General features: G+C 45.0%; 14 protein-coding genes. 9 read left to right on the top strand and 5 right to left on the bottom strand.

The genetic code is table 11. From position 1 onward, the window contains the following. Positions 1–180: 180 nt before the first annotated feature. The 7 genes from recJ to INF28_RS06020 all read left to right on the top strand — a co-directional run bounded on the left by recJ (position 181) and on the right by INF28_RS06020 (position 10,857). Complete coding sequence (gene recJ / locus INF28_RS06050; RefSeq protein ID WP_226392572.1) at positions 181–1,893, top strand: single-stranded-DNA-specific exonuclease RecJ; 1,713 nt, start codon at positions 181–183, stop codon at positions 1,891–1,893. A 117-nt stretch (positions 1,894–2,010) separates the two neighbouring features. Beyond that, entirely contained in the window at positions 2,011–4,194 is a 2,184-nt protein-coding gene (locus INF28_RS06045) for a RelA/SpoT family protein (protein ID WP_226392571.1), read from the top strand. A 57-nt stretch (positions 4,195–4,251) separates the two neighbouring features. Next, positions 4,252–4,872 (top strand): MBL fold metallo-hydrolase, encoded by a 621-nt coding sequence (locus INF28_RS06040; protein WP_226392570.1) that lies wholly within the window; start codon positions 4,252–4,254, stop codon positions 4,870–4,872. After that, positions 4,869–6,098, top strand: a complete 1,230-nt coding sequence (gene hemZ / locus INF28_RS06035; protein ID WP_226392569.1) for a coproporphyrinogen dehydrogenase HemZ — start codon at positions 4,869–4,871, stop codon at positions 6,096–6,098. The genes INF28_RS06040 and hemZ overlap by 4 nt, the downstream gene beginning before the upstream one ends. Continuing rightward, on the top strand, positions 6,082–7,512 hold the full coding sequence (locus INF28_RS06030; protein ID WP_226392568.1) for an MATE family efflux transporter: 1,431 nt from the start codon (positions 6,082–6,084) through the stop codon (positions 7,510–7,512). The genes hemZ and INF28_RS06030 overlap by 17 nt, the downstream gene beginning before the upstream one ends. An 87-nt stretch (positions 7,513–7,599) precedes the next feature. Further along, positions 7,600–9,231: a hypothetical protein gene (locus INF28_RS06025; RefSeq protein ID WP_226392567.1), complete on the top strand. Its 1,632-nt coding sequence runs from the start codon at positions 7,600–7,602 to the stop codon at positions 9,229–9,231. Positions 9,232–9,417: 186 nt separating this feature from the next. Beyond that, on the top strand, positions 9,418–10,857 hold the full coding sequence (locus INF28_RS06020; RefSeq protein WP_226392566.1) for a L,D-transpeptidase family protein: 1,440 nt from the start codon (positions 9,418–9,420) through the stop codon (positions 10,855–10,857). A 77-nt stretch (positions 10,858–10,934) separates the two neighbouring features. Here INF28_RS06020 and ung read toward each other — a convergent pair whose 3' ends face one another. Then, a complete protein-coding gene (ung, locus tag INF28_RS06015) occupies positions 10,935–11,606 on the bottom strand; it encodes a uracil-DNA glycosylase (protein ID WP_226392565.1) in 672 nt (223 codons plus the stop codon). Positions 11,607–12,022: 416 nt separating this feature from the next. Here ung and INF28_RS06010 point away from each other — a divergent pair, with 416 nt between their 5' ends. Together INF28_RS06010 and INF28_RS06005 are read left to right on the top strand one after the other, a co-directional pair. Continuing rightward, entirely contained in the window at positions 12,023–13,693 is a 1,671-nt protein-coding gene (locus INF28_RS06010) for a ribonuclease J (protein WP_226392621.1), read from the top strand. A gap of 76 nt (positions 13,694–13,769) precedes the next feature. After that, complete coding sequence (locus INF28_RS06005) at positions 13,770–14,699, top strand: AEC family transporter (RefSeq protein WP_226392564.1); 930 nt, start codon at positions 13,770–13,772, stop codon at positions 14,697–14,699. Between the two features lie 86 nt (positions 14,700–14,785). On the opposite strand, the gene INF28_RS06000 is transcribed toward INF28_RS06005, so the two are convergent. The 4 genes from INF28_RS06000 to INF28_RS05985 all read right to left on the bottom strand — a co-directional run bounded on the left by INF28_RS06000 (position 14,786) and on the right by INF28_RS05985 (position 18,239). Next, entirely contained in the window at positions 14,786–15,379 is a 594-nt protein-coding gene (locus INF28_RS06000; RefSeq protein ID WP_226392563.1) for a nitroreductase family protein, read from the bottom strand. A 166-nt stretch (positions 15,380–15,545) separates the two neighbouring features. After that, positions 15,546–16,487: a transketolase family protein gene (locus INF28_RS05995; protein WP_226392620.1), complete on the bottom strand. Its 942-nt coding sequence runs from the start codon at positions 16,485–16,487 to the stop codon at positions 15,546–15,548. Between the two features lie 8 nt (positions 16,488–16,495). Continuing rightward, on the bottom strand, positions 16,496–17,347 hold the full coding sequence (locus tag INF28_RS05990) for a transketolase (protein ID WP_226392562.1): 852 nt from the start codon (positions 17,345–17,347) through the stop codon (positions 16,496–16,498). Between the two features lie 52 nt (positions 17,348–17,399). Then, entirely contained in the window at positions 17,400–18,239 is an 840-nt protein-coding gene (locus INF28_RS05985) for a YitT family protein (RefSeq protein ID WP_226392561.1), read from the bottom strand. Between the last annotated feature and the right edge of the window lie 134 nt (positions 18,240–18,373).

Genomic DNA, 18,373 nt, shown 5'->3' with positions numbered 1-18,373 from the left:
AAATATTGGTAAGTTTTATTTCTATTTAATTTGAAAAAGGTGTTGTAATTTGCCACAAACCGTGATAAAATAGTTCTAATGCTATGCATGCCGGTAATGTGGTTCAAGAAAATACCGGATAGAAATCGGGGGTAACCCCGCTCAAGTTGTAAAACTAAAGAACCAGGGAGACTATAGATTATGTTAAAGAAAAAGTGGCTGCTCAGGGAGTTTGATAAGAAACGCGTTGTGGAGATTTCAAAACAATATCATATCTCACCGCTGACTGCAATCATTCTCTATAACCGAGGTATCCATGATGACGAAGCGATTACCCGTTTTCTTTCCAAGGATTTGGGAGTAATGCATGATCCATACTTACTCAAGGATATGGAAAAAGCTGCGGACCGGATTTGGAAAGCCAGAGATGAAGGTGAAAAAATTACCATTTACGGTGATTATGATGTGGATGGTATTACTTCTATTGCAATTTTGTATAAGCATCTCCGGGAGATGGGAATTGAAGTGGATTATTATGTGCCGGACCGTATGCAGGAAGGGTATGGTGTGAACAAAGAGGCGCTGGATAAGATTCACAAAGGCGGCACCTCGTTGATTATTACGGTGGATACCGGAATTACTGCGGTGGAAGAGAGTGAATATGCAAAGGAACTCGGCCTTGATGTGATTGTGACGGATCATCATGAATGCAAGGAGCAGCTACCGGATGTGTATGCGGCGATTGATCCTAAGAGAAAGGACTGTGTATATCCATTTAAGAGCCTGGCGGGTGTAGGCGTGGTATTTAAGTTAATTCAGGCGCTGGATGATAAAAAGTCCCTGCCGGATTTGATGGACAAATATGCAGACCTGATGTGCCTTGGTACGGTGGCGGATATTTCGCCGCTGATTGATGAAAACAGGGTGATTGTTACTGAAGGATTAAAGCGTTTTAAGACCACCAAAAATGTAGGACTAAAAGCGCTGATTGATGTTTCTACCAATGGAAAGGCCATCACCACCTCTACCATTGGTTACACCATTGCGCCCAGAATTAATGCCAGCGGCCGTCTTGGCTGTGCGTCCAGAAGTGTTGAGTTGTTTTTGACAGATGATGCAGAAAAAGCAAAAAAACTGGCAGAATCTCTGTGTGAGGAGAATACCCTTCGGCAGCAGACAGAGCAGAAAATGTTTAAAGAGGCTATGGAGTATCTGGAAGAGCATCCAGAGGTTAAGGAAGACAAAGTGATTGTGATTCCGCATAAGGATTGGCATCACGGCATTGTTGGAATCGTGTCTTCTAAAATAACCGAAAAATTTTATAAACCTTCTATCCTGTTTGCTATTGACGGTGATGAGGCCAAGGGCTCTGGCAGGAGCGTCAGCGGTTTTAACCTGTTTGGTGTTTTAGAGCAGTGCTCTGATCTGCTTGAAAAATTTGGCGGTCATGAATTGGCGGCTGGTCTGACCATTAAATCAGAAAACATTGAAGCATTTCGTAAAAAAGTGAATAGCTGTTCTAAGGATCAGATAACAGAAAAGATGATGACGCCTACTATTTTGCTGGATGCAGCAATTAAGGTGCCGTATATTACATTGGAAACCGTCAATGATATTAACCGTCTGCAGCCATTTGGTGTGGATAATCCTACGCCGGCTTTTGCGGTTCGAAATATTAAGATACATAAAATCAGTGTGATGAGCGAGGGGAAGCATCTGCGGATGACCTTGCTTAAGGACGGAAAATATTTGGATGCCGTGGGCTTTGGCATGGGAGAATATTATCAGTATCTGGAAGAAGGCGATTTTATTGATGTGGCCTTTGCGTTGGACATCAATGATTATAAGGGCTTTCAGAATGTCCAGTTGATTTTAAAGGATATCAAAAAATCCGGTGAGATTGAGAATATTTAAAGAGAGATGCCGCCGGGTTGGAAAGCCCGATGGCTGCAGTGCTGTTTACTTAGGGAAAAACGTTGGGGAGTTCACTCTGCCAGCGTTTTCTGTCTTTATTTGAAAGGAGGTTTTTTCATGGCTCTGATTTCTTTGGAAACGTTGTTGGATCGAATCCGTCAGTATCACAAGGCGGATGATTTGGATATTGTAAAAAAAGCATATAACTATGCCATGAAGAAGCATGAGGGACAGATGCGCAAATCCGGCGAACCGTACGTGACGCATCCGGTACAGGTGGCATATATCCTGGCGGATATGGAGTTAGATCCGCAGTCCATTTGTGCGGCGCTTCTGCATGACGTGGTAGAGGATACCGAAACCACCCGGGAAGAATTGGTGAAGGAGTTTGGGGAAACTGTAACTATGCTGGTGGACGGAGTTACCAAACTAAATAAAATTCCGTATACCTCTAAGGAAGAACAGCAAATTGAAAATTTGAGAAAAATGTTTTTTGCTATGGCAAAAGACGTGCGGGTGATTGTGATTAAGCTGGCGGACCGGCTGCACAATATGCGGACGTTAAAGTATCAGCCGGAAGAAAAACAGCGTGAAATTGCCCGGGAAACGCTGGAGGTTTATGCCCCCTTGGCACACCGGCTTGGTATGTCCAAAATCAAATGGGAATTGGAGGATTTGGCACTTCGGTATATTGACCCCATTGGCTATTATGAAATTGTAGATAAAATTGCTCAAAAACGGGAAGAACGGGAAAAGTATATCAAAGATATTATTAATATTTTACAGGAGAAGCTGGATTCTCTGCATATCAAGGCACACGTAGAAGGCCGTGCTAAGCATTTTTACAGTATATACCGGAAAATGTTTATGCAGAACAAAACCATAGATGAACTGTATGACTTGTTTGCTGTCCGTGTTATTGTAGATACCGTTGCGGACTGCTATTCGGTGCTTGGTATGGTGCATGAGCTTTTTAAGCCCATTCCGGGCCGGTTTAAAGATTATATTGCCATGCCCAAGCCCAATATGTATCAGTCGCTGCATTCTACTCTGATTGGCCCAAACGGCACACCGTTTGAGATACAGATCAGGACTTGGGAAATGCACCATACCGCCGAAAACGGAATTGCGGCCCACTGGAAATATAAAGAGGGTAAAAGCGGTGCCAGCGATATGGATAGTAAGCTGGAATGGATTAAGCAACTGCTTGAGATCCAGAAGGACATGACTAATGCCGAGGATTTTATGCAGACGCTAAAAATAGATATGTTCAGTGACGAGGTGTTTGTGTTTACGCCCAAAGGGGATGTAATCAGTCTTCCGGTAGGAGCTACGCCGATTGATTTTGCCTATGCCATTCACAGTGCGGTGGGAAACCGCATGACAGGGGCAAAGGTCAACGGAAAAATTGTAACTTTGGATTATACTCTGCAAAACGGGGATATTGTAGATATTATTACCACAGGCGGCGGCCATGGACCCAATCTTGACTGGATTAAGATTTGCAAGACCTCCCAGGCAAGAAATAAAATCAATCAGTGGTTTAAGAAGGTCAACCGAGAAGAAAACATGGCAAAAGGCCATGAAATCCTGGAAAAAGCCCTAAAACAGCTGTCAATTCCGCTGAGCTTTCTGGAGGATAAGCCGTTTTTGCAGAATTTGCTGAGGAAATATGGGTTCAATAATATTGAGGACATGTATGCCGCCATCGGTTATGGAAGTCCCAATGCCACTCGGTTTGTGACCCGGTTTAAAACCGAGTGTAAGAAACGGATCGTGGAGGAAGAGGTTCTGCCACCGGAAGAAGTGATTCCAATGGTGGTAAAGACGACTTCAAAACCCAATAACAGTGGTGTCATTGTAGAGGGTATTGATAATTGTCTGACCCGTTTTTCCCATTGCTGTAATCCGGTGCCAGGCGACAAGATCGTGGGATATGTTACCCGGGGCCGCGGTGTTGCGATTCATCGAGCAGATTGTATTAATATGATTCATGCCCAGGCCAATTCCGAAGAGTTGAATCGCTTTATCCCGGTGCGCTGGGCAGATGATACGGACAACACTTTCCAGTCTATGCTGTATGTTACGGCGACGGATCGGGCGAATCTGCTGCTTGATATTATGACCACCATTTCGGAAATGAAAACGCATGTGACCAATGTCAATGCAAGAACCGGCAAGAATAATCTGGCAATTATTGAATTGACCATGGAAATTTCGGATACCGCGCAGCTGGAACAAACAATAAAACGGCTGAAAAAGGTAGACAGTGTTTTGTCGGTGGTGCGCCGGAGACAATAAAAATCACTTTGATGTATGTAAAAACAGGCCGCCTGTGGCGGCAGAACGGAGAAAACCATGAACTTTCATAAATTAACTTTAGGTGAGCTGGGAACCAACTGCTATATTCTGGCAGATGAAAAAACTGGAAAAGCAGTGCTGATTGATGCTCCCGATGAGACGGAAACTATTTTGGGTCTTCTTGCGGAGCACGAGTATACGCTGGACAGAATTATACTCACGCATGGGCATTTTGATCATATACTGGCATTGCCGGAGCTCAAGGAAGCACTTTCTGTTCCGGTGTGGATCCACGAAAACGGCCAGCAGTTTTTAAACGACGGCATCTATAATTTATGTCACTATGTGGGCAGAGAGTGGTCGCCAATTTCTGCAGATGGATATTTAAAGGATGGAGATCAGATTACCGTAGGGGAAATTCGGCTAAAGATATTGCATACACCGGGACATACTTCGGATTGTATTTGTCTATTGGGAGATGATTTTTTGCTGAGCGGCGATACGCTGTTTTGGCGGAGTGTGGGTCGGGTGGATCACCCCACGGGGGACTTAAAACAGGAAATTGACTCCATTCAGCAGAAAATCATGCCGCTATCGGATGAAATTCGGGTTTATCCGGGGCATGGACCGGCAACTGTCATAGGAGACGAGAGAAAGGAAAATCCATATTTGAGATGAAGGAAGAAGAAAGAGCGCCGTGGGGAATCCTGAATGGGATCCGTCCGGCTAAGATTGCTACTAAGCTGTTGCTGGAAGGGAAAGACGGCAGACAGGTGGTAGAATATTTTATGAAGGAATGCGGGGTCAGCCGCAGAAAAGCCACCCTGGCGCTTCAAGTGGCCAAGTGTGAGCTTCCCATTCGGGAGGCCATGTATGATGACGGCATCAGTATTTATATCGGCATTCCATTTTGCCCGACCCGCTGTTTATACTGTTCCTTTGTGACCTGTGGGACAAGGCAGGCGGCAAAGCTGATTCCAGAGTATCTTACGTGTTTGAAAAAGGAAATTGCTTATACCGGCCAGATTGTTGCGCAAAACAAAAACCGGGTAGAAACGGTGTATATCGGCGGGGGGACGCCTACTACGCTGTCGGCGCCGCAGCTGGATGATTTGCTTTCCTGGGTTTATGATGCTTTTGATTTGTCTGCATGCAGGGAGTTTACGGTGGAAGCCGGTCGCCCTGATACAGTAACGTATGAGAAACTGAAAACGCTAAAGCGGCATGGAGTAGATCGGATCAGTATCAATCCGCAGTCTATGAATCAGGAAACCTTGGATTTGATCGGACGGGCACATACGCCGGATCAGATTCGGCAGGCAGTGGCTATGGCAAGAGACTGTGGTTTTGACTGTATCAATATGGATGTGATCGCAGGGCTGCCAGGGGAAACGCCGGATATGTTTCGGTATACGCTGGAGGAGGTCGAAAAGCTTTCTCCCGAAAATACAACCGTACATACTATGAGTATCAAGCGGTCATCCCGCTTGCACGAATATTTGGAACAGTACCAGCTGGCAGATGCGGAAACCGTAATGGAAATGGTGGATTATGCTCGGGATTTTCTGACCCGGCAGGAAAAACATCCCTATTATTTGTACCGGCAGAAGAATCAGTTGGGAAATTTGGAAAACGTGGGTTATGCGAAAGCGGGGTTTGATAGTCTGTATAATATTTACATTATGGAAGAAATACAGACCATTTTATCCTTGGGATGCGGTGGGGTTACAAAGACGGTAGAGCGTAGTACCGACCGGATCGAACGGATCTTTAATGTGAAGGAACCGCAGGATTATATTGCAAGAATTGATGAAATGCTTGCAAGAAAAGCCGTGCTTTCCTGTGATACCGAAACGAAGCTTAGTGTGAAGGAGGCTGTGGACAGCAATGCAACAACAGGCTGATTTGGGCAGTGGAAGCATTGGGCGGCTGCTTTTTCAAATGGCGATACCCACGATTATTGCACAGGTGGTCAACGCACTTTATAATATTGTGGATCGAATTTATATCGGGCATATTCCGGAAGTAGGCGCAACGGCGCTGACTGGTGTAGGTCTGACATTCCCCTTAATTATGATTATTTCTGCGTTTAGTATGCTGGTAGGTATGGGTGGTGCACCCCGGGTTGCTATGCGGATGGGTGAAAATGATCATAAGGGCGCAGAAGAAATTATTGGAAACTGTACTGCAACGTTGACAGTGATTTCAGTTGTTTTAACGGTTTTGACCTTTTGGCTGGCAGAACCGTTGTTGCTGATGTTTGGCGGCAATGCAGATACAACCCTGCCTTATGCGGTGCAGTATATGCATATTTATGCTATCGGAACTATTTTTGTCCAGATGGTGCTGGGACTCAACCCATTTATTACAGCACAGGGATTTTCCATGACCAGTATGAAAACGATTCTGATTGGAGCAATTACAAATATTGTGCTGGATCCAATTTTTATTTTTGTCTTTCATATGGGTGTCCAGGGGGCGGCGCTTGCCACCATTCTGTCCCAGTGTTTATCAGCAATTTGGGTACTGCGTTTTTTGACAGGGAAAAAAACTTCGCTGCGGATTCGTAAGTGTTATCTTCGGTTTCGTCCCCGTGTGATGCTTCCGGTGCTTGCCCTGGGTATGTCGCCCTTTATCATGCAGATTACAGAGAGTGCGCTGAATATCAGCTTTAATACTTCTTTGTACCAGTTTGGCGGCGATTTGGCTGTGGGAGCCATGACCATTGTCTCTTCGGTTATGCAGTTTGCCATGATGCCCTTGCAGGGCTTAACACAAGGGGCTCAGCCCATTGTGAGCTTCAATTTTGGTGCGGGAAATATTAAGCGGGTCAAAGCGGCTTTTAAATTATTGCTGATTAGTTCTGTGATTTATTCCACGTTACTGTGGAGTGTCGCAATGTTCCTGCCGCAAGTCTTCGTGGGAATGTTCAGTTCCGATCCTCAGTTAACCGTGATTGGTGTCTGGGCTGTCCGTATTTCGATGGCGGCATGTTTGCTGTTTGGCATTCAGGTTGCTTGTCAGCAGACATTTATTGCACTGAATGAAGCGCCGATTTCTATTTTTCTGGCAGTGCTGCGAAAAGTGATTTTGCTGATTCCCCTGATTTTTATTTTGCCGCGTGTTTTGCCGGCAGAGTCCTTGGCGTGGATGATACCGGACAATATTCGAGAGCTTCTGCAGGGATTTGAAACGGCTAAGGTATGTGCGGTTTATCTTGCCGAGCCGGTGGCGGACTTTTTGGCAGTGGTAACGACTGCCACCATGTTTGCGGTGAATTTTAAAAAGATTTTGCAAAGAAAAAAACTGGAAAAATGACGAAAAGCAACAAAAATGGGTTGCTTTTGTTGATGTACATCACGCCGGATAAAATAAAAGCCGGCAGGAAAAAGGCGGGAAAATAATATGGAATTTATTATGGATATGGTGCATCATAATCCCGGAGAAGCACCTACAGAAACAGCGTTTTTAAATCCGGTTAAATTACGGGAATATGGTTATCGGGCACAGGTTTTTAAACATATCAATACAGCAGTTGATTTTTCAGAATACGATCCGGAAATTTTCCCGGAGGGATCTGAGGCAAAACAATGGATCGACCAGTTTGCCGAGGGGATTGATGCGGAAATCAAAAGGGCAAAAGAGGCCGGCCTTAAGGTGTATTATCACATTGATTTGTTTGTTTTGCCGCGGATATTGGTAGAGCGGTACCAGAAGGAAATATGTGATGAAAATGGAAAAATTTCTTTGCGGCGGGACAAAACACTGGAGATACACCGTGCTTTGTTTGACGCCATGTTCCGGCGTTTCCCAGACGTTGACGGGCTGATTATCAGAGTGGGTGAAACTTATTTGCATGACACGCCGTATCATGTGGGAAACGGTGCGGTTATTTACGGCGATAAGGAAAAGGAAAAACAGGATTTTGCGTTTCTTTTGCAATTCCTGCGTGAAGAAGTCTGCGTGCGGCATGGCAGATATTTGTTCTTTCGCGCCTGGGATTGTTTTCCAGATCGGTTTCACGCGGATCCAGAATATTATCAGGAGGTCTGCGCACAGGTGGAGCCTCATGAAAAGCTTTTGTTTTCCATCAAGCACACCGCGTTGGATTTTTGGCGCCGTGTGAAATTTAATCCTTGTATCACGCTTGGAAAGCACCGCCAGATTATAGAAGTGCAGTGTCAGCGTGAATATGAAGGAAAAGGCGCTTATCCCATGTATGTCATGGATGGAGTCATCAATACCTTTGAGGAATATACTTCTCCCAGAGGATTAAAAGATGTGGCAGGACATCCACTGGTGTGCGGGATTTATACCTGGTCTCGGGGCGGAGGCTGGGAAGGGCCATATTTACACAATGAATTTTGGTGTGACCTTAATACATATGTGATTGCGCAATATGCACAAGATCCTAGTCGAACGGAAGAGGAAATCTTTTACACCTATACGCGGGAGCATATGGGGTTAGAGGAAGAAGACGGTAAAAAATTCCGGCGGCTGTGTCTTCTGGCCTGCAGGGCAGAATTGCTGGGCAGATATGTGCAGGCATATGATGATATTCATCTTCATCAATCAATCATGCCCTGCGGAAACTGGATACGGGATGATAAACTGGGCGGTCTTAATCAGTTAGAAGAGGTTTTTGCCGCGCTGTATCAGGACGGTACACTTAGAGAGACATTGGTGGAAAAGCGCCAGGCCGTGCGGATCTGGGAGGAAATAGAGGAACTTTATCATTCTATAAAATTCCCGGATAAGGAGCTTGGGGAATATATTGGCGTCAGTGTGAATTATGGTGCGGCGCTGTTTCGTATCATTTATCACGGCTGGGCGGTGATGGTTGAAGGATACTGCGGAGATCATACCGGTGTTTATGATATAGAGACTTTGAAAATACAGTTGGCGGCATATGATGCTGCCTGGGAGGCATATCGCAGAGTGGGACAGCAAAAGGATTGTGCCACTTTGTTTCATGGAAATTATTTGAATGAACCGGGACTTGATGAGAGCGTCAATCGGTACAGAGATAAAATATAGTCAAAAAGGCCAGCGCATGTGCTGGCTTTTTTGTTGCCGGAAAATAAATTTTTTATAAAAAGGAAAAAGAAACCGTTTACAAGAAGGAAGAAATCAGCTATAATGAAAGTAGAAAAGCGGAGTGAATTTCAAAATCAGGGTGTATAACCATATGGCTGAAAATTGCATACAGAGAGGGTGGGAAAAATGAAAAAGAAAAACAAGTGGATGATAGGACTCACGGCGGTATTGATGCTGATGCAGAGTATGCCAATGGTTTTTGCGGACGGGAATTATACCATTCCGGGACAAATAGATTCGCCGACAGAAGAGGTGACAGCACCGGAACAGACAGAACCTCCCAAAGAAACGGATGTGCCCAAGCAGACAGAGCCGCCCGCAGAAGAGACGGCTGTACCGGAAAAGACGGAAAAACCTGAGTTTGTGATACCTGGCAGTTCGGAAATATCCAAGCCGGATGCTACGGAAAAGCCAGAAGATATGCCCCAGCCAGATGTTACGGAAAAACCGGAGGATATTCCTAAACCGGATGATACGGCAGAACCTGATGAAACGTCTGCACCAGAGCAAAACACAGATCCATCTTTGCTTTCGGATCAGGAGTTTATGGACCACATTACCATGGCTTTTATGGACGGCGTGGAAGAAATAAATCCTGACAATCCGCATGTAAAAATTCAAGCGGTTTTGGTACGTGTACCAGAAGAACGGCTGGGATCGGCACAATGGTTTGTGAACGGTGAAGCACGAGCAGATTATTATAGTTCAGAGTTTCCCATTTACAACGGGAAAACCACTGCGATACAGATATCAGTACCTTTCGAAAAGGGAATGGCCGATACGGAAATGACGGTGGCGCTGGAGGTACATCTAAATGGTGTTGTGCGCCGAATAGAGAAACGAATTGTGGTCAACAATTACGACGACAGCTGGTATGAGCAAAAGGAAGCAGAGCGGGTGCTCTCGATGGTCAAACCGGTGGAAATTGAAGCTACTGTTTTAAATTGGACCTATACATACAGCGATAAATGGCTGGGAACCACCAACGGCGGATTAAACGCGGGAGATCAGGTAATCTATATGGATCATAATGGACTTACCTCGGCATATATCTGGATTCCAGGAGAGGCGCGCGCTTGCTGGGTTCCGTATTACAGCATCCGAATTTCCAGTAAAAACTATACAGTGTATGAGGATTTTTCAGATACAGACAAAGAAATTTTTGTCAATGCAAAAGGGTATGAGAGCCAGAGTGAGTATTTGATCTGGATCAATCTAGAACGGCAGAAGGTGAACGTATTTTTGGGCGCCAAAGGTCGCTGGGATCTTATTCGGGTGTCTACCTGCTCGTCCGGAGCAAATACAACACCCACCCCTACCGGCGTGGTTACCTATTGTGCATACAGCAACGGTTGGTTTAATCCCACCTATTATGTCAAACCTGTGTTGTACATTAACCTGGAACGGGCCATTGCTATGCATTCTATTTTGTTTAATCCAAATGGAACGGTGCAGGATGGAACCCAGGGGACTCCAGCATCTCACGGATGTGTCAGAATGCCGTCGGCGGAAATTGATTGGATTGCGTCGCATGTTCCTGTGGGGACGACGGTAGTCGTATTTTAATTCCGGGTGGAGAAAGCCCGGGGGATAAGAAAACCGCACGGATTTTATTTTCCGTGCGGTTTTTATCGTGAAAAAGGTTATGGGGTTACCGACCAATCTATGGGCGTGATTCCGCGGGCAGATAGAAAATCGTTGCAGGCTTTAAAGTGGCCGCAGCCAAAAAAGCCGTGATAAGCAGAAAGCGGGCTTGGGTGCGCACAACTTAAAATCAGGTGGCTGGGATTGGTGATCAGCGCGCGTTTTTGTTTGGCATTGGCGCCCCACAGCAAAAATACCATGGGTTGCTGACGCTGGTTTAGAAGAGAAATAATTTGATCTGTAAAAATTTCCCATCCAATCCCTCGATGGCTGTTCGCCTGCCCAGCCCGCACTGTCAGCGCTGTGTTGAGCAGCAATACGCCTTGTTTTGCCCAGCAGGTAAGCTCTCCGTGCGCGGGTGGGGCAATACCCAGCTCGTTTTGTATTTCCTGAAAAATATTTTTTAAAGACGGAGGCGGTTCTACACCGCGCTTGACAGAAAAACAAAGGCCGTGGGCCTGCCCCGGCCCGTGGTATGGATCTTGCCCTAAAATAACTGCTTTTACATCAGAATATGAGGTATAGCGCAATGCGTTAAAAATATCATACATATCGGGATAGATTGTCCTTGTTCGGTATTCCTGTGCCAAAATGGAGCGCAGACGCAAATAATATGGTTTTTGAAATTCATCTTTTAATATGTCGTCCCATTCGTTTCCTATATGTACCATGGCTATACGCCTCCTTTTTGCATAGTATACTATATTTTTCTCAAAAAGGGAAGAGTTGGGTATAAAAAAATATAATTTGACCATACTTAGTATAAAGGAAACGGTGAAATATGAAAAAACTATGAAAAAGGCTTGCATATCGAAGTAAAGTAGTGTATAATAAAACTACATGATTTGTTCGGATTTAGCAGTACCCAACGCAGGCTGGCTGGTGAGAGCGGACAGTTTGTTAAAATGAATGAGCGGACTAATTCAATAAGATGAAAAGGTAAGGAGAAATTCGGCACGGTGTATTCCTTCATACCGTTATTTGTGTGCCCGCGTGCGGCACAGGGAAGAGTGCATGCCTCCTTGACCCTTTTCTTTTGGTGTGTAATTTTTTGAGTCAGGGGACTCAGACGAAAATAGGAGGAAGTATTTTGAAAAAAAGCAAAAAAATAAGAGTCATCCCTCTGGGCGGCCTTAATGAGATAGGAAAGAATTTGACAGTATTTGAATACGGCAACGATGTTGTGATCCTCGATTGCGGCATGGCATTCCCGGATGATGATATGCTGGGTGTTGATATCGTGATCCCCGATATTACTTATCTGCACAAGGTGGCAAATAAAATACGTGGTATTGTATTGACTCACGGCCATGAGGATCATATAGGGGCTATCCCGTATGTTTTAAAAGAATTTAATGTTCCAGTGTATGGTACAAGACTCACCTTGGGGATCCTGAAAAATAAACTTAAAGAGCACGGGCTTTTGCGTTCTGCCAAGCTCAATACCTTGGAAGCGGGCGAAAGCGTGCGTTTGGGTGAGTTTCAAGCCGAGTTTATCCATACCAACCACTCTATTGCAGACGCTGTAGCTATCGCTTTGCACACGCCGGCAGGCGTACTGCTGCATACCGGCGATTTTAAGATTGACCCTACGCCCATTGATGGGGATATGATTGATTTAGCTCGGATTGGTGAATTGGGTAAAAAAGGTATTTTGGCTTTGTTTTCGGATAGTACCAATGCTGACCGGCCGGGGTATACCATGAGCGAAAGCTCTATTGGAAAAACCTTTGATTCCCTGTTTGAGCGGGGAGCGGATAAGCGGATCATTGTTGCTACGTTTGCCTCTAACATACATAGAGTGCAGCAGATCATCAATGCCGCGGTGAAATACGGCAGAAAGGTTGCGGTATCTGGCAGAAGTATGGTAAATGTACTCAATGCCGCTATTGAACTGGGGTATATGAATATCCCGAAGAACACGTTGATTGATATTGATGAAATTGGACGCTACCCCAAAGATAAGCTGGTGGTAGTCACCACCGGAAGCCAGGGTGAGGAAATGTCGGCTCTGACGCGAATCGCATTTTCTATTCACAAAAAAATCAATATTGAGCCTACAGATTTGGTTATTATATCGGCTAACCCGATTCCGGGGAACGAAAAAGCGGTTTCTAATGTGGTAAATGAATTGCTTAAACATGGAGCGGAAGTCATTCACGAACGGCAGGATAACGTGCATGTATCAGGACACGCTTGCCAGCAGGAAATGAAGATTATTATTTCTTTGGCACGGCCGAAGTATTTTATTCCGGTGCACGGCGAATATCGGCACTTATGTAAGCATCGGGAATTGGCGCTTCAGACCGGTATGGATCCGAAAAATATATTTATTATGGATATCGGAAAGGTTTTAGAGCTTTCTCAAGACAGTGCTAAAATTGTGGGTACGGTGCCTTCAGGCAAAGTGTTGGTTGACGGTTTGGGCGTCGGCGATGTAGGCAATATAGTGTTGCGTGACCGGAAACACCTGGCAGAAGACGGCATTATTATTGTGGTACTGACCATCGACCGGGCAAGCTGCAGTTGCGCGGCTGGGCCGGATATTATTTCTCGTGGATTTGTTTATGTTCGTGAATCAGAGGATCTAATGGATGCGGTCAAAGATGTGGCCTGCGGTGTGGTGGAACAATGTACCAGGGGGAATACCATTGATTGGTCTACTTTGAAAACCCGGATCAAAAATGAGGTTGGCGGATTTTTGTTCAGTAAAACAAAGCGTCGGCCCATGATTCTTCCGATTATTATGGAAGTTTAATGTGTTTTCAATAACGAAAAGGGTACAGAATTGGAATTCTGTGCCCTTTTGTCCGGAAAAAAATTGGAGGATAACAATGCTGGAATATTTTTTAACTGTGGATAAACAAATTCTTGCCATGATGCTGATGGTGGTGGTAGGATATATCATCTACCGCAAAGGAATGATTAGCGATAAAGGGCTTGCGGATATGTCGCAGCTTTTGCTGAAGATCGTGACGCCTATGATTTTGATTACTTCATTTCAGCGGCAGTTTACCTATGAAGCGTTTTTGCAGTGGCTGATCATGTTCGGCGTTACTGTTTTAAGTTATGCTGTGTTGATTACCGCAGCTACCCTGTTTTTCTATAATAAAAAAGAACCCCACTGTCCAGAAAATCGGCTGGCAGTGGTTTTCCCAAATAATGGATTTATGGCCATTCCCCTGATGTTAGCGCTTGCGGGGGAAGAAGGGGTGTTTTTGGGATCTACCAATATTATTCTGCTGAATATTCTCTTCTGGACCTATGGAACTCGGACATTTTGCCCAGAGGGAAAGTTTAATATACGGCAGGCATTACTGAATCCGGGTACCATCGCTGTGGCGTTTGGCCTTTTACTGTTTGTTGCTCCATGGAAACTTCCAGAACCGGTGTTTGAAGCGGTGGATTCAATTGGATCTTTAAATACACCGGTCGCTATGATTGTGCTGGGTGGTTTCTTGGCCCAAACAGATTTAAAAGCTTGTTTGAGGAATAAGGCATTCTATAAAATGAGCGCCATCAAGCTTTTGCTGATTCCATGCGTCATGTTTGCGATTCTGGCAGTATTGCCGCTTCCACCGCAGGTGCGTGTGGTGGCATCCATTTGCTCTGTTACCCCAACTGCTACCGCAGTATCTATGCTTGCGGATATTTATAACCGCGATTTTAGGTATGCTTCCGGAGCCGTGGTAATTACTACGGTGATCTCGGCCATAACCATTCCCTTGATGATGACCCTGGCAAAAGCAGTCCTTGGATTTTAACGTGTAATGGAAAACGGCATTTTCCTACACAAGCAGGAAAATGCCGTTTAACTATGGACATAATTTTTTTAGCTAAAATGGGATAGCTAATTTTTCCATTCTATGATTTCCTCTATTTTTTTGCGTGGTCTTTCTTTTGGAAATTCATCCGGATACCCCAATGCGATGGCGGCAATAAGCTGACCTTCGGTGTTTAGCCATTTCGATAATTCTTCATAGGCAAAATAAATATCACATATCCAAAGCGTTCCAATTCCTTTTTCTGTAGCGGTAAGAAGCATATTTTGTATTGAGGCCGCGACAGACTGAATATTACAAATTTCATAAATATGTTCTTCCGGTGTGAGAGCCGTAAAAAGGTCTTTGCTCAATGTATTTACAGCAAAGATAACGACCGGGGCTTTGGTGATAATATCAACTGTGTATTTTGCAGCGGAAATATGCTTTTTGCTTTGCGGCAGCAGAGCGGTTTTGTTTTCTTCTCTTGCAATTCCTTGGCGAAAAATTTCTATCATTTCGTCTTTTGCTTTTTCTTGTACAATAATGTATTTCCAGGGTTGTCTATTCTTGGCGGAGGGAGCTTTTGTCCCGCTTTGAATGATGTCCATAATATCTTCTTTTGCAATGGGTGTTTGTAAAAATCGTCGAATACTTCGGCGGTTATTGATCGCAGAAATCATTTTTCTATCCTCCTTTTTCCAAATAAATCATTCTGCAAGCAGAAGCACTGCGTACAGAAAAACCGGCTGGGAAAATCCAAGCCGGTTTCGATGATTATTTTACAGATGCGAGTATCATCCTTTTTCCCTGTACAAAACCCGATGAGAAATGGGAAAACCGGTGCATCTATTTTGCCTTCATTGCAACAGCAGCTTTTGCCTTTTCTACAACGGTTTTTGCGTCCAATCCGTACATTTCAAGCAGCGGATAGGGCTTACCGCTTCTGCCGAATACATCTTGTGTCCCTACCCGGAGCATGGGTACAGGCACAGTTTCGCACAGAACTTCTGCTACGGCAGAACCCAGTCCGCCAATGATATTATGCTCTTCAGCGGTAACAATGGCGCTGGTCTCCAGGGCGGCTTTGACAATGATGTCTTTGTCGATGGGCTTAATGGTTGCCATATTGATGACCCGCGCATTGATTCCCTGTTCGGCAAGCAATTTCTTTGCTTCCATAACCGCAGGAACCAGCAATCCGGTGCCAATCAGGGTGACGTCAGTACCGTCGGCCAGCTGAACACCTTTTCCGATGGCAAAACGGTAGCTTTCATCAAAAATAACGGGAACAGCCAGACGACCAAACCGCAGATAGACCGGGCCGTTATGCTCGATAGCAGCCTTTACAGCAAGGCGGGATTCGGTGGCATCGGCAGGGTTTAAAATAACCATACCCGGAATGGTGCGCATAATACCAATATCCTCCAGACACTGATGGGTTGCGCCGTCTTCGCCTACAGAAATACCCGCATGGGTTGCGCCGATTTTTACGTTCAGGTGCGGATAGCCAATGGAATTTCTGATTTGTTCAAAAGCTCGGCCAGCGGCAAACATGGCAAAGGAACTGGCAAAAACAGTTTTTCCGCAGGTGGCAATGCCCGCAGCGGTGGACATCATGTTGCCTTCCGCAATTCCCATGTTGATAAAGCGGTCGGGATAGGCTTTTTTAAATCCCTCTGTTTTGGTAGATTTGGAAAGATCTGCATCCAGAACCACAATATTTTTATCAGATCCAAATTCCACCAGCGCTTTTCCGTATGCCTCACGAGTTGCAATTTTTTCTCCAATTTGATAGCTCATTTTGCCTCACCTCCCAGACTTTCAATATAAGCATCGAGTTCACGGATACCTTGTTCGTATTGTTCCTTGTTGGGAGCCGCACCGTGCCAGCCCGCTTGATTTTCCATAAAGGATACACCTTTGCCTTTAATGCTTTTGGCAAGGATCAAAGTTGGCTTTCCAGCAGTTGCTTTTGCTTGCTGTACGGCCGCGTCAATCTGGTTAAAATCATGGGCGTCAATGGAAATGACGTTCCAGTTGAAAGCTTCAAATTTTTTATCAATGGGGGTGGGGTTCATGACCTGGGTTACATCGCCGTCGATCTGCAGACCATTAAAGTCTAAAAACGCGGTAAGGTTGTCCAGTTTGTAGTGGGCGGCGAACATGGCGGCCTCCCATACCTGACCTTCTTCAATTTCGCCGTCGCCCATCATGGCATAGACCCGGTAAGGTTTTTTATCCAGTTTTGCAGCAATGGCCATACCGCACGCGGCGCTGATGCCCTGCCCCAGAGAGCCGGTGGACATATCGACGCCGTTTACCCCTTTCATATCCGGGTGCCCTTGCAGATAGCTGTCAATGCTCCGAAAAGTTTTGATGTCCTCCTTGGGAATAAAGCCGGCTTCTGCCAGTACACCGTAAAGTGCGGGGGAACAGTGTCCTTTGGAAAGGACAAAGCGATCCCGGTCTGGATTTTTGGCGTCATCGGCTTTGACATTCATTTCCCTGAAATACAGGTATGTAAGAATGTCCGCGGCGGAGAGAGAGCCGCCTGGATGACCGGCCCCTGCACTATAAACAGCTTCCAAAGCCATTTTCCGCACATGAGCCGCATGAATTTTTAAGTCTAAGATTTGTTCAGCGTTCATGAAATAATTACCTCCGTTTGAAATATATGTGTATATATGTGATTTATTTTTTCTAAATTATGCCTTTGAATCCATTGCCCAATACCTCGCGGGCATCTGATATAATAAGAAAGGATTCAGGGTCAGTTTGATGCACCAGCCGTTTCAATTTGGGAAGCTCTGCTTTCCGGATAACACAAAGCAGAACTCGTTTGTTTTTTCCAGTGTACATCGATATGGATTGCAATCCAGTAACGCCCCGTTTCATTCGGCTGTATATTTCTGAGGCGATATTTTCCGCGTTTTCGGACATGATATAAACCATTTTGGCGTAATCCACACCGGATAAAACAGCATCAATCACCTTGCTGGAAACAAATAATGCGGCGGAGGAATACAAAATGATTTCCCAGCCGCCAAACACTAGTCCTGCGGTTATAATGACTGTCCCGTCAATTAGCAGGAAAAATTGTCCCAGAGAAAATCTTGGAAACCGCTTCTTTAAAACCATGGCCAAAATGTCAGTTCCGCCGGTACTTCCGCCGATCCAAAGTACCAAACCTAAACCCAAACCCATTCCAGCGCCGCCGAAAATAGAAGCGGGAAAAAGATCGCTGATCAGCGGGGGCATGAGGGCAAAGGCTTGTGTAGATATGGAAAGGGAAAGCGTCCCCAGCAGGGAATAGAGCAGAAATTTGCGGTTAAAATTAATCGCACCCACAATAAAAATGGGGATATTAATGAGCAAGATCAGCAGACCAACGCTCAACCCAGTCAGATAACTGATTACAGTGGCAAGGCCGCTTACGCCTCCAGCGGCGATGTGTAGGGGAACCAGAAAAAGATCCAGAGAAAATCCCATTACCGCGGCGCCAAGAATCGTAAAAAAACCTTTTTTAATTTTTCCGTACATAAAATCACTCCCTATATAATCTTAGTTTTTCTTTAATTTTCTCCGTTTTTCTTACAATTTCAAAAGTTTCATAATGAGTTTATGGATAAAATCATTGTATCTGATTGATTTCAGTACGATTTTTGAGTAAAATG

The sequence above is a fragment of the Ructibacterium gallinarum genome (assembly GCF_014982785.1).
GTDB classification, from domain to species: domain Bacteria; phylum Bacillota; class Clostridia; order Monoglobales; family Monoglobaceae; genus Ructibacterium; species Ructibacterium gallinarum.
Note: the sequence above shows the minus strand (reverse complement) of the source record. Positions and strands in the feature narration are given on the sequence as shown.

What these genes read in the sequence shown, in the direction of transcription:
- INF28_RS06000 (WP_226392563.1), bottom strand. Translation starts at nt 15,379, where the DNA reads ATGATTTCTGCGATCAATAACCGCCGAAGTATTCGACGATTTTTACAA.
- INF28_RS06025 (WP_226392567.1), top strand. Translation starts at nt 7,600, where the DNA reads ATGGAATTTATTATGGATATGGTGCATCATAATCCCGGAGAAGCACCT.
- ung (WP_226392565.1), bottom strand. Translation starts at nt 11,606, where the DNA reads ATGGTACATATAGGAAACGAATGGGACGACATATTAAAAGATGAATTT.
- INF28_RS06030 (WP_226392568.1), top strand. Translation starts at nt 6,082, where the DNA reads ATGCAACAACAGGCTGATTTGGGCAGTGGAAGCATTGGGCGGCTGCTT.
- recJ (WP_226392572.1), top strand. Translation starts at nt 181, where the DNA reads ATGTTAAAGAAAAAGTGGCTGCTCAGGGAGTTTGATAAGAAACGCGTT.
- INF28_RS06005 (WP_226392564.1), top strand. Translation starts at nt 13,770, where the DNA reads ATGCTGGAATATTTTTTAACTGTGGATAAACAAATTCTTGCCATGATG.
- hemZ (WP_226392569.1), top strand. Translation starts at nt 4,869, where the DNA reads ATGAAGGAAGAAGAAAGAGCGCCGTGGGGAATCCTGAATGGGATCCGT.
- INF28_RS06045 (WP_226392571.1), top strand. Translation starts at nt 2,011, where the DNA reads ATGGCTCTGATTTCTTTGGAAACGTTGTTGGATCGAATCCGTCAGTAT.
- INF28_RS05985 (WP_226392561.1), bottom strand. Translation starts at nt 18,239, where the DNA reads ATGTACGGAAAAATTAAAAAAGGTTTTTTTACGATTCTTGGCGCCGCG.
- INF28_RS06020 (WP_226392566.1), top strand. Translation starts at nt 9,418, where the DNA reads ATGAAAAAGAAAAACAAGTGGATGATAGGACTCACGGCGGTATTGATG.
- INF28_RS05990 (WP_226392562.1), bottom strand. Translation starts at nt 17,347, where the DNA reads ATGAACGCTGAACAAATCTTAGACTTAAAAATTCATGCGGCTCATGTG.
- INF28_RS06040 (WP_226392570.1), top strand. Translation starts at nt 4,252, where the DNA reads ATGAACTTTCATAAATTAACTTTAGGTGAGCTGGGAACCAACTGCTAT.